Source organism: Mycobacterium sp. SMC-16, assembly GCF_046250085.1.
Classification (GTDB): domain Bacteria; phylum Actinomycetota; class Actinomycetes; order Mycobacteriales; family Mycobacteriaceae; genus Mycobacterium; species Mycobacterium phocaicum.
On record NZ_CP176427.1, the window covers coordinates 5116498 to 5128116 of the forward strand.

8 protein-coding genes are annotated in these 11619 nt (G+C 65.6%); 4 read left to right on the top strand and 4 right to left on the bottom strand.

The genetic code is table 11. The features are described 5' to 3' along the window. Nucleotides 1–33 precede the first annotated feature (33 nt). A complete protein-coding gene (locus ACJEIK_RS24975) occupies nucleotides 34–789 on the bottom strand; it encodes an IclR family transcriptional regulator (protein ID WP_064857301.1) in 756 nt (251 codons plus the stop codon). A 148-nt stretch (nucleotides 790–937) separates the two neighbouring features. Here ACJEIK_RS24975 and ACJEIK_RS24980 point away from each other — a divergent pair, with 148 nt between their 5' ends. The 4 genes from ACJEIK_RS24980 to ACJEIK_RS24995 all read left to right on the top strand — a co-directional run bounded on the left by ACJEIK_RS24980 (nucleotide 938) and on the right by ACJEIK_RS24995 (nucleotide 4301). Then, a complete protein-coding gene (locus ACJEIK_RS24980; RefSeq protein WP_061005764.1) occupies nucleotides 938–1699 on the top strand; it encodes a CoA transferase subunit A in 762 nt (253 codons plus the stop codon). Continuing rightward, entirely contained in the window at nucleotides 1696–2340 is a 645-nt protein-coding gene (locus tag ACJEIK_RS24985; RefSeq protein ID WP_409430443.1) for a 3-oxoacid CoA-transferase subunit B, read from the top strand. Before ACJEIK_RS24980 ends, ACJEIK_RS24985 begins: the two co-directional genes overlap by 4 nt. An 82-nt stretch (nucleotides 2341–2422) precedes the next feature. Then, complete coding sequence (locus ACJEIK_RS24990) at nucleotides 2423–3655, top strand: cytochrome P450 (RefSeq protein WP_409430444.1); 1233 nt, start codon at nucleotides 2423–2425, stop codon at nucleotides 3653–3655. A 97-nt stretch (nucleotides 3656–3752) separates the two neighbouring features. Further along, nucleotides 3753–4301, top strand: a complete 549-nt coding sequence (locus ACJEIK_RS24995) for an NADPH-dependent FMN reductase (RefSeq protein WP_409430445.1) — start codon at nucleotides 3753–3755, stop codon at nucleotides 4299–4301. Between the two features lie 24 nt (nucleotides 4302–4325). Here the strand turns inward: ACJEIK_RS24995 and ACJEIK_RS25000 are convergent, their stop codons facing one another. From ACJEIK_RS25000 to ACJEIK_RS25010, 3 genes are all read right to left on the bottom strand, one after another. Further along, nucleotides 4326–5702, bottom strand: coding sequence for a phospholipase D-like domain-containing protein (locus tag ACJEIK_RS25000; protein WP_064857294.1), 1377 nt, complete (start codon nucleotides 5700–5702; stop codon nucleotides 4326–4328). Continuing rightward, nucleotides 5699–8551 (bottom strand): hypothetical protein, encoded by a 2853-nt coding sequence (locus ACJEIK_RS25005; RefSeq protein ID WP_064857295.1) that lies wholly within the window; start codon nucleotides 8549–8551, stop codon nucleotides 5699–5701. Before ACJEIK_RS25005 ends, ACJEIK_RS25000 begins: the two co-directional genes overlap by 4 nt. A gap of 150 nt (nucleotides 8552–8701) precedes the next feature. Further along, complete coding sequence (locus ACJEIK_RS25010; protein WP_409430446.1) at nucleotides 8702–11614, bottom strand: RND family transporter; 2913 nt, start codon at nucleotides 11612–11614, stop codon at nucleotides 8702–8704. Nucleotides 11615–11619 lie beyond the last annotated feature (5 nt).

Here is an 11619-nt window from a genome sequence, read left to right on the forward strand (position 1 = left end):
TCGCCTACCGCCGGCCGCGCCGCGACGCGGGGGTCACCCCTGCAGCCGGCCCGACAACTCGTGGGCCTGCTCGAGAAGCAGGCGCCCCAGTTCGCGTCGACGGCCGGCGCGGAACCGGGTCTCGACACCGGTGAGACTCAACGCCCAGCCCGGCAGACCGCGCCGGTCGAACACCGCTGCCGCCATGCCCCAGCTGCCTTCGACCAGCAGCGCGGGATTGACGGCGTAGCCGGCGCGCCGGGTCTGCTCGATGCGTTTATGAATGGCGGCCTCGGAATGCGTTGGCCCCCATTTGGTTTCGGGCTGCTCGCGGGAGAAGTAGTCGTCGACCTCGGCGGCCGGTAGATGGCTGAGGATGGCCAGCCCGGCGCTGGCCACCCCTAGCGGGAACCGGATGCCGACCTGCAGGACGTGCGAGCGCAACGGGAAGCTGCCCTCCTCGCTGAGCACGCACACGGTCTGATCACCGCGGCGGGCCGAGAAGAACGCACTCTCGCCGGTCTCGCGGGCCAGCCGCGTCACGACCGCGCGCGCCTGATCGGTCACGTCGTGGTGCTGAGCCGCACCGACACCGAGCAGATACAGCTCGGGTCCGAGTGACCAGCGCCCGGTTTTCTGATCCCGGCTGACCAGATGTTCGTCGGCCAGTGCCGTGAGCAGCCGGTGCGCCGTCGGCCGGGCCAGGCCGGCCAACTTTCCGAGCTCGGTGGTGGAGGCGCCGTCGGGTTCGGTTGTGGCAACGGCCCGCAGCATAGCCCCGACGCGAGCCACGACATTCGGACCGGTCATCACCACATCCTATGCGTTCACTGGTTGAACGCACATGACAGCGGTGCTCACCCTGTGAACACTTTTGACCGGCTTCCGACAGAGACTTGCCATGTCAGCGGCGCCACGTGAAAAGTAGGTCCCGCGTTTACTGGATGAACGGAGTGCCATGACCTCGAAGGTGTACGCCTCGGCCGCCGAAGCGGTCGCCGACATCGGTGACGGCGCCACGCTGGCCGTCGGCGGATTCGGATTGTGCGGCATCCCCGACCAATTGATCGATGCCATCGCCGCATCGAGTGCCACCGACCTCGAGGTGTTCTCGAACAACTGCGGCGTCGACGGCGTCGGGCTCGGTGTGCTGCTCGGCCTCGGCAAGGTGCGCCGGGTCACCGCGTCGTACGTCGGGGAGAACAAGGAGTTCGCCCGCCAGTACCTGTCCGGCGAGCTCGAGGTGGAACTCACCCCGCAGGGCACGCTGGCCGAGCGGATGCGCGCCGGCGGCGCCGGCATCCCCGCGTTCTACACCCCCGCCGGCGTCGGGACCCCGGTCTCCGACGGCGGTCTGCCGTGGCGCTACGCGGCCGACGGATCCGTCGCGGTTGCCTCGCCGCCCAAGGAGATTCGGGAATTCAACGGCAAGCGCTACGTGCTCGAGGAGTCGATCAACGCCGACTTCGCCCTGGTGCACGCGCTACGCGCCGACACCGCGGGCAACCTGGTCTTCAACAAGACCGCACGCAACTTCAACCCGCTGGCCGCGATGGCCGGACGGATCACCATCGTCCAGGTCGAGGAACTGGTGCAGCCCGGCGAGATCGACCCCGACGACGTCCACCTCGCCGGTGTTTTCGTGCAGCGCATTGTGCACACCGGGCCGCAGGACAAGCAGATCGAGAAGCGCACGGTGCGGGAAGAGGAATCCAAATGAGCGGCTGGAACCGTGACCAGATGGCCGCCCGCGCCGCGGCCGACATGATCGACGGCGAGTACGTCAACCTCGGCATCGGCCTGCCCACCCTCATCCCCGGCTTTCTGACAGGCGACGTCCACGTCACCCTGCACTCGGAGAACGGCATCCTGGGGACGGGCCCCTACCCCACCGAGGACGACGTCGACCCCGACCTCATCAACGCCGGCAAGGAAACCGTGACGGTGAATCCCGGTGCGGCGTACTTCGATTCGTCGCTGTCGTTCGGGATGATCCGCGGCGGCCACATCGACACCGCCGTACTCGGCGGCATGGAGGTCTCGCGCACCGGCGACCTGGCCAACTGGATGGTGCCGGGCAAGATGGTCAAGGGCATGGGCGGCGCCATGGACCTGGTGCACGGCGCGTCGCGGGTCATCGTGCTCATGGAGCACACCGACAAGGCCGGTAACCCCAAGATCGTCCCGGTCTGCACGCTGCCGCTGACCGGTCAGGGTGTGGTCGACCGGATCATCACGAACCTGGCCGTCATCGACGTGCCCGGCGACGGCACCTTGATCCTGCGCGAGACCGCCCCGGGCGTGAGCGTCGACGATGTCATCGCGGCGACCGGCGCCGCGCTGACCGTGCAGCTCGACTAGGTAGTTAATTACGCCGTTCGGCTGATGTGTTGCGCCCCGCTCGGCCCGATAGTGACTTCTATCGGAACCGAGGGAGACATCGATGACCATCGCCACGAACGCCGTCGTCGACGTCTCGGATGCCGGCCTGCCCAGGATCGATTACGAAACCATCGACGATCCGGCGGCGGCCCACCGGATGATCAAGGAGGTCCGCCGGCAGTCGCCTGTGGCCATCGGGCCACACGCACCGGAGGTGCTCAGCTACGAATTGGTCCGTACGGTTCTGCGCGACTCGCGGTTTCATCAACCCGGCGTGCGTGGGCTGGTGCCGCGCGGAGTCACCGGAGGTCCGTTGTGGGATCGCATCGGCAGCGCACTGCTCAGTCTCGACGGTGATGAGCACACTCGGCTGCGGAAGCTGGTGTGCAAAGCGTTCACCGGCAAGGCCGTCGGCCGGCTCGATTCGCTGATCGACTCCATCCTGGCCGAGTTGGTCGATCCCGTTGCCGCCGTGGGGCGTTGCGATATCGTCGCCGACGTCGCCCAGCCCTATCCCATCCCGGTGATCTGCGCGCTGTTCGGCGCGCCGCGTACCGACTGGCGGATGATCTCGGATTGGACCGACGACATCTTCAAGATGTTCTGGTGGGATGTGGCGGCCCACGAATCCGAAATCCTCACGGCCTGGCAAAAGTTCGACGACTACATCGACGCGATGATCACGGACCGCCGCGCCGCGCTGACGGACGACCTGCTGTCGGGCCTCATCCGGGCGGAGGACGACGGCGACCGGCTCAGCCACTCCGAACTGCTCATGCTGTCCATGGGGATCCTTGCGGCCGGGACCGACACCACACGCAACCAACTCGCCGCCGCCGTCGACACCTTCTGCGACCACCCGGACCAATGGGCGCTCCTGGCAACACATCCCGAGTTGGTGCCCCAGGCGGTCGACGAGGTGATGCGGTTCGCGCCGATCGTCCTGAACGTGCCACGGTATGTCACCGAAGACGTGGAGCTGTCGGGGTTCTTCTTTCCGCGCGACTCGCTCGTCGTCGCCAATACCGCTGCGGCGAACCGTGATCCGCTGGTGTACGACAACCCCGATCAGTTCGACATCACGCGGCATGACGTACCGCCGATGCTCACGTTCGGCGGCGGTGTGCACTACTGCCTCGGCTCGCATCTCGCGCGCCTGGAACTGGTCCGCGCACTCACCGTGCTGACGCAGCGGATGCCGAACATTCGCCGCACGGGTCCGGCACCGTGGAAGCCGCTGATGGCGGTCAGTGGGCCGCAGACGCTGTCGGTGGAGTTCGACGCCGGGCATTGATTGTGTGAGTGGTTGCCATTCTTCCGCGCGGGTACCCCGAGTTCGGCAGGCTGTCAGGAGCCGCCATAGGGGTCACGACGCAGAAGAGGAGCACTACATGAAAATCGGCATCATCGTGGGATCGATTCGGGATGGGCGCGCCGGCGCCGGCGTCGGCACCTGGGTTGCCGAACAGGCGGCCGGGCGCGACGACGCCCAGTTCGAGATCATCGACCTGAAAACCTTCGACGTGCCACTGCTCACGTCCGCGACCGTTCCCGCCGCGGCCAAGAAGCAGTACGAATCGGAGAACGTGCAGCGGTGGAGCGCGACGATCGATGCCTGCGACGGATTCATCTTCGTCACCCCCGAGTACAACCACGGTGTCCCTGGTGCGTTCAAGAACGCGGTGGACAGCCTCGGTTCTGAATGGTTCGGCAAGACAGTGGCTTTCGTGTCCTACGGTGCCGACGGCGGGGTGCGCGCCGTGGAACAGTGGCGACAGATCGTCGCGAACTTCCAGATGCTCGACGTCCGCGCCCAGGTGTCGTTGTCCCTGTTCACCGAGTTCGGCGCCGACGGCTTCACCCCGCTGGACCGGCGTGCCGGAGAACTGGCCGGGCTGTTGGACCAACTGATCACGTTGACCGCGAAGGTGAACGGCTGACCGGCGTTGACTTGATACGGACGGCTACGCCATCACCGTGAACGGATCGGCACCGCCGATTGGCTTGCGCAGTTCTTTGATCTCGTCGTCCAGCGTTGCCGACTTGTCCCGGGGCCAGGTGTAGGTCGGGTCTTGATCCTGACGAAGCCTCTCCCACAGCTTGATTCGCAGCGCCCGGGCGAAGGAGACCTTCTCGAAGCCGAGCGAAGTGCCGTCGACCTTGCTGGTGAACCCAACCCCGAACTCGCCTTCAGCGAAAAGGCCCGTGCTGGTCAACGACGGCTGCCAGAGGTTGGCCGAGCCGATGACAACGAACGCGTCGTCGGTGTGGTCGTCAAAGATCCACACCTTCGAGTGCATGAACTTCTTGGCACTCGGCACTTGGAGCAGAACTGGCGGGTTCGCCCCACCCTTCAGGGTCTGGACCAGCGTGTCGCGCAGGGGCGGGTTGGCCGCGCCGCCTCTGTTGTTACTGATGACCACCAGCTTCACGCCGCGACTGATGGCGTCCTGAAGTAGATCGTCCAACGAACGGGGAAGGTCGGGTAGATCCGAGCGCTCCCGCGGCGACGATCCGCCCGTCGGGTTGGTCCGGCTCGGGGCGGCGCCCATCGTTTGGAAGAACTGCTCCTCGATATAGATGGACTCGGTAGCGGCGCCGATCGCCTTGGACAACAGGCCGTAGTAGGTGTGCTCGCCGTTCTTGGCGTAGGTGCGCTTCCAATTCGTCGTGTCCGTGGGGAACGGCGGGTAGGTCCGGACGAACTGCACCCGATGGGCGTCCCCCGAACCCGGCGGCAAAGACTGCTGCGTCGAACTGAGCCCTCCCAGTGGGAGTTTGATCGATTCCCAGCGTTCCTCCAGCGTCTTGCGTCCCAAATGCGCTCCGGTCCCGATGATCTCGGCTTGCACGTCGAACCAGCCGGGGTCGGTTCGCCTGCCCAGCGCGACGTCCATTCCGCCGACGAAAAGGTGCGCGCTCGAGTCGAGTTTGAAGAACGCGGCCTTCTGGTGGAAGCTCGTGTCGGGATGCAACTGGTCGTCGATAACTGCTTCTGAGACTTTCGCTTTGATCGCGTCGGCTACCTCTTTGGCGTTGTCGCTCCACGAGTGTGAGCGTGTCAGCATCAGGCGAATCCGCGCCTTCCGCCCGAGCGCTCCCTGCAAGCAGTCGACCAGACCCAGAATGCCGAACTTCTCGGTCAGCACCATGTGGACGGTGAAAGCCCAGCCGGCCAGAAAGACGTCGCAGTTCTCCTTGGCTTGCGACATCAGTCCGGCGAGCCGGTCGTAGTACGACTGGTAGTCGGCGTAGATCTTGATATCGGCCGTCGTGACGGTCTGAAAGCACCACTCGTCGGGCGAACCGGGTCCGCCTGCCGGCAGGAACCAATCGGTCACACCTGTCGTCCGGTCTTCGGGTCGTAGGTGACCTCGACCGGAACCACTTGATCGGTCGGAAGCACCTCGACCCACTGGTCGAACACTTGGAAGTCCTCGGTCCCCGGCGTCGCGCGGAAACCGCCGTCGAGGGGATAGAACCCGTGCTCGTAGACCTTGTCGATGGGTGTGGCCGACACCCGGTTGTCGTCGTCGATCTCTTCGGTCGGATAACGGCCGACCTTCAGGGAATCGTTGTGCTTCTTGGCCACCACGTCACACAGGTGGTTGATGGCGTCGCGCACCGTGGCGGCTGGTCCGGCGTGGGGGATCTCGGCCAGTTCGTCGGGCGGCGCCACGTATTGGTCGTCGAGCCCGTCGGTGCCCTCGATGTGCAGCCGCTGCAGCCAGTTCATCGCCGCGCGTTCCTTCCCCGGCCGGATCGGGATCACCGCCTTGACCCACGGCGCATTGAGGAAGGCGTTGCGGAGGTTGTCCCCATCGAGCTGCAGCAGCCAGCCCAATGACGCACCGAGCTTGGCCGGATGAGACTCCTCGGTGATGTAGTAGTCATCGACGCGGTTGTCGGCACCGCCCCACGACACGGTGTCCATGGATGCGATCTGGCTGTGGTGGCCGACGGTCGCCGACACGGCACTGGTGATGACGTTCTTCGTGGCCTCGGACTTCAACTGGCTGAAGATCGATCCCGACTTCGCGGCTGGCTGCGCCGGCGAGGCGGCAATATCCGACGGCTTCCGCAGACCGCCCAGCGATTGGTGGCTCTGGTGCAGGCGCGGGCGCCACCACTCGGGTGCCACGAAGTAGAGCATCTTGTCGACGTCGAAGATCGTGTTGAGCAGCTCGGAGACGACGTGCCGCGTCCGGTCGTCGGGCATCGGCAGATCTTTCGTCAGCATCTCCTGAATCAGGCTGCGGTAGACGATGATTCGTTCTTCCTCGCGGAGGTCCTCGAATGGCCGGGGCTCGATGTTGCTGGCCTTGTTGATGCGGTCTCGGGCCGCCTCGACGAACGCCTTCTCATACTCGCGGCGAGTCTGTTCGGTGAACTTTTCGGTGGCCACGGTGTTCTTGGCATTGACCTCATCGAGCGCCGCCTGAGTCGGCTGCCAGGTGACCTTGGCCGTCACCCGCAGCGGCGACACGTTTCGGAAATTCACATGCTCGAGGTGGACGCCGAAGGACAGATCACCGGGCGAGCCCTCGACCAGATTTTGGACCGAAATCTCGATGTCGTTGCCGCCGTAGTCGAACTCGATGATGCCGTCGGCGACCTTGCCGTCGGGGCCGAACTCGTAGCCGGGTCGGTCACATACGGCAACGAAACCGTCGAAGTCGGCCTTGATGCGTTCCGGATCACCCTCGTTCGTGTCGAGGTTGACCTCCTTGCCGTCCTTGTACGCCTCGTCCATGTCGTCTTCGGGGATCGTGTCCTCGGTCATGGGCACGAACGGAATGTCGATCGGGTGCTCGGTCACGAACGGCGTCGGCATCGGAATGGACTCCGGCGGTGGGACACTGCCCAATTCCGGGTCCTTGGCGAGGTGCACGAGGTTGGCGACGCCGAGTTGACGGCCCGGATCGTCGACGTAGGTCTGCCAGCACAGGTAGGTCCCGATGTCCTGTATCTGGACGCCGACCTGCCGCATCTTCCGTCGCAGTTCGTAATTGAGGAGTTTGTCGCCGTGGTTGGCGAGAACGTAACGGCGGCTTGATGTGTCGGTGGTTTCCGTCACCGTCCGGAAGGTCGTCTTGTAGTTCTTACGGATCTCCGTGGACAGTTTCTCGGTCTGCTCCCGCATGCGTTTGTGCGTGACTTCCCGCGCGGTCGATTGCGTCTTGCCGATGTCGATGTTGGCCGATGCGCTCGCGCTGCCACCGATCCAGCTCTGGTTCGCCGTCGTGTCGACCCCGAACTTCGTGTCGGACTTGTTGTCTGTCTTGACCGCATCGGACAGTTCGTCCTGCTCGGTTGTCGACTTCTCCGACTTGAGCACCGTCTCTGTCGAGCTTTCGGTCATACGTTCCTGAAGAGTCTTGCGGGTACTGATCTCGACCAACTCGACGGTCGCTCCGGGGCTCAGCCACACGTGGCCCACCGGCGGCCCCAGGAAGGTGTCGAACTCGAAGAAATACTGGCGGAACAGGTGCACGATCCCCAGCGGTGACAGGCTCACCCGATCCAGGTCGCGAAACGGGTCCATGTACTCGAGCGGGTCCCGGAACTTGAGCAGCGCCAGGAGCCGGCAGAGGTTCTTGTCCGGCCGGTAGAACAGGTTCTTGAGTTCGTCGAAGTGCTGGTTCTCCTTCAGATACAAGATGAAACCGGCGACGGCGGATTCGCGACTCAGTTGATCGGCAACCATGCCGGTGATTCCCTCCGACCGCCGGGCCGCTGCGGCGCCGGCGGTGTCTCGGCTCAGGGCCGCCGTGTGCCACTGCTGAGTTTTCGGGATCACCACCTTGTCCAGCGTCCGCTGGATTTCCGCGGGCACGATCGCCCGCTCCCACACCGACGGGTGGTAGTCGGCGAGCGCCGGCAGCGACCGAGCGACACTTTCCAGCACGAAGCTGCCACCGAACCGCGTTTCGGCGTCCCGCAATTGCGCCGGTTTCAAATTGGCGATGTGGGCCAAAGGCTTTCGTTCGTCGAGCGTGAGCTCGAACTGACTCTTGAACTTCTTGTACAGAGACTCGAAGGCGATGGCCTTGTCAACGGCGAAACCACGGTCCCATCGGTTCGCCATACGTTTGGCGCGCCAACCCAGCAGCGGCTGATAGACGCCGAAGATCTCGCTGGCATAAGGAAGGACATTCGCGTAAGCAGAAAAATCCGTGATCCTCTTCATGGGAAGACGATAGTTCCCAGCAGCTTCCCAGGAAGGTGCTTTGACCGTGATCCCGCCGATGAAACGTACACCGACCACGGCCTCGACCACAGCAGTCCGTTACTGGCGGTGAAGATGTGAATCTTGTTGTCCGGCAATCACGTCGGACGATCAGGTCAGATTCGCGGCGGGTTCCGCCCGGAACACCCGGCGGCCGGCGGGCCGGCCCTGCCGCGGTGCCTGTTCACCGCGCGTGAAGGTGCGGGCCAGCACGCCGCGCACCAGCGGCACCGGGGACCACCAGAACCACCGGCCGAGCAACCCCGCGATGCCCGGCACGACGAAGGTCCGCACGATCAAGGTGTCGATGAGCAGACCGACGCCGATGGTGGTGCCGACCTGTTCGATGCTCAGCACGTCGCTGGACAGCATCGCGAACATGTTGATGCCGAAGACGATTCCGGCGGTGGTCACCACGCCGCCGGTACCGCCGAAGGTCCGGATCATGCCGGTCTTCAACCCCGCGTCCGGCCGGGTCACCTCTTCACGCAGCCGCATGGTCAGCAGCAGGTTGTAGTCGGCGCCGACGGCCACCAACGCGATCAGCGCGATGGACGGCACCGCCCAGTGCAGCTCCTTGCCCAGGAGGTCCTGCCAGATGAAGCTGCTCACCCCGAGCGCCGAGGCGTAGGACGCCACCACAGTGCCGATCACCACCGCGGCGGCCACCGGGCTGCGCAGCATGATGAGGATGATCAGGAACACGAGCGCCAGCGCGACGCCCGCGAGCAACAGGAAGTCGTCCGACACATAGCCACGCAGCTCCGCCGTACCGGTGCCGAAACCGGTGACAAAGACGGTGTTTCGGACCAGGGTGCCCTCTTTCGTGGCCTCCCGTACCGCGGCCAGGATCTCGGGCGAGCGCAGCGCCCCGTCCGTGCCGAACACCTTGCCGTCGCCGTAGACGAGCAGCCGCGTCGACCGGCCATCGGGCGCGAAGTACAGCCCGGCAGCGCGCTGGAAGCGCGGGTCCTGCCAGGCCCGCTGTGGCAGGTAGAAGCCGCCCTCGCTGCTGTCCTGGAAGTCCGCCCGCACGCCGCGCAGATAGTCCGTCAGGCCGGAGAACATGCCGCAGGTCTCGCCGACGGTCTTGGTCAATTGTGTTGTGACTGCGCCGAGTTGGTCGACCGCGGCCCGCATCGAGCGCACCGAGGCCTGCGCGCCGGTCAGCGACTTGGCCATCTCGGTGGTGCCCGCGCTGAAACCCACTGTGCTGTCAGTCAGCGTGCTGGTGGCCGCAACCACGGAATCCATGGGCTCGACGACCTTGAGCACCAGCGAGCAGATGGCATCGCCCGCGCAGTTCGGGTTGGCATTGGTGAAGCCGCGCAACGGATCCATGTACTGAGACACCGAGGTGACGTTGTCCCGCAACTGCTGCATGCCGCCGTGCATGGCGTCGATTCCCGAGCCCAACTGCCCGAGGCCACGGACGCTGCCGCCCAGCCCGTTCTGCAATTGCGTTATGGCCGAGGAGAACTGGTCCAGCGTCGCGGACAGCTGGTTGACGGCGCCGAGCCGCTTGCTCAGCTGGGCCACCCCGTCGTCGAGCTGGTCGGCGATGGTGCCGGCCTGATCGGTCAGGGCCGCCTGCTCGGGCAGCGAACCCGCCGGCCGCGATGCCGACTGCACCATGCGAATCCCGGGAATCTCCATGATCTTCCGGGTCACCCGTTCGACCGCGATGACGCCCGCCGGGTTGCGCAGGTCGTGGTCGGTCTCGATCGAGACGATCTCGGGCAACAGCCGGTTGGGCGGGAAGTGCCGGTCCATGGCCTGGTAGCCCCGGTTGGCATGAGTGGAATCGGGTTGCGCGGCAAGCTCGTCGAAGCCCAGACGGATGCCGGCCACCGGGATGGCACAGACCACCAGAACCAGCGACGACGCCACCAGTACCGGCCCCGGCCACCGGGCGACGACGGTCCCGACCCGGCGCCAGCTCCGGCCGGGCACCTTCGCCGCGGCACGACGGCGGGGCTGCGCCAGGCCATGCCGCCCGGCCAGCCCGATGAACGCCGGCAACAACGTCAGCGATGCGAACATACCGGTGAGAATGCCTATGGCGCAGGGCAATCCGGCACTGCGCAGCATGCCGACCTGAGCGAACAGCCGGCACGACAGCGCCGCCGCGATGGTCAAGCCCGACGCGGCGATCACCGGCGCGACGCTGCGGTTCGCGATCACCAGCGCTTGCTCGTGATCGACGCCGGCGCGGCGCTGCTCGTGATAGCGGCCCAGCAGGAAGATGCCGTAATCCGTTGCCGCCCCGAGCACCATCGCCGCCAGCAGCGACACCGAGAAGATCGACACCTCGATCAGGTCCCGCTCCCCCAGGAACGCCACGACGCCCCGCGCGACCCCGAGGCCCAGGCCGACGGTCAGCAGCGGGATCGCCGACGTGATCACCGAGCGGTAGACGACGAACAGCAGCACCGCGATCAGAACGACTGTGACACCGGTGATCATCAGCATCTGCTTGTCGATCGCGCTGAGCTCGTCGGCGATGGTGGCGCCCGGTCCGGTGACGTACGCGTGCAGGCCCGCAGGTGCGGGAGCGGCCGCGACGATCCGCCGCACCGCGTCCAGTGCGGCGTTCGCCTTTGCGGCAACGAGCTCGCCGCGAATCCGCAGCATCGTGTACACCGCCTTGTCGTCGGTGCTCTGCGCGCCGGCCGCCGTCACCGGGTCGGACCACAGGTCCATCACCGAATCCACATCCTCGGTATCCGCGCGCAAGGTGCTCAGCAGGCGGTCGTAGTAGGCCCGCTCCGGCGCGCCGAGCGGGTGATCGCCCTCCAGCACCAGGTAATTGAGGTTGCCGCCGGACCCGTCATGAAACTGCTCGTCCATCTGGACGCCGGCGAGGTTCACCGGGGCATCGGCGGGCAGGAAGCCCCGCGCGTGGTTGTGCGCGGTGGTTTCCACCTGCGGCACAAGCAGATTGCCCGCCGCCGCGGCCAGCACCCACAATCCGATGATCAGGACCGCGAAGCGGCTGCAGAATCTTGCGATGACGTCCCACATGGATT

What these genes read in the sequence shown, in the direction of transcription:
- ACJEIK_RS24975 (WP_064857301.1), bottom strand. Translation starts at nt 789, where the DNA reads ATGACCGGTCCGAATGTCGTGGCTCGCGTCGGGGCTATGCTGCGGGCC.
- ACJEIK_RS24980 (WP_061005764.1), top strand. Translation starts at nt 938, where the DNA reads ATGACCTCGAAGGTGTACGCCTCGGCCGCCGAAGCGGTCGCCGACATC.
- ACJEIK_RS24985 (WP_409430443.1), top strand. Translation starts at nt 1,696, where the DNA reads ATGAGCGGCTGGAACCGTGACCAGATGGCCGCCCGCGCCGCGGCCGAC.
- ACJEIK_RS24990 (WP_409430444.1), top strand. Translation starts at nt 2,423, where the DNA reads ATGACCATCGCCACGAACGCCGTCGTCGACGTCTCGGATGCCGGCCTG.
- ACJEIK_RS24995 (WP_409430445.1), top strand. Translation starts at nt 3,753, where the DNA reads ATGAAAATCGGCATCATCGTGGGATCGATTCGGGATGGGCGCGCCGGC.
- ACJEIK_RS25005 (WP_064857295.1), bottom strand. Translation starts at nt 8,551, where the DNA reads ATGAAGAGGATCACGGATTTTTCTGCTTACGCGAATGTCCTTCCTTAT.
- ACJEIK_RS25010 (WP_409430446.1), bottom strand. Translation starts at nt 11,614, where the DNA reads ATGTGGGACGTCATCGCAAGATTCTGCAGCCGCTTCGCGGTCCTGATC.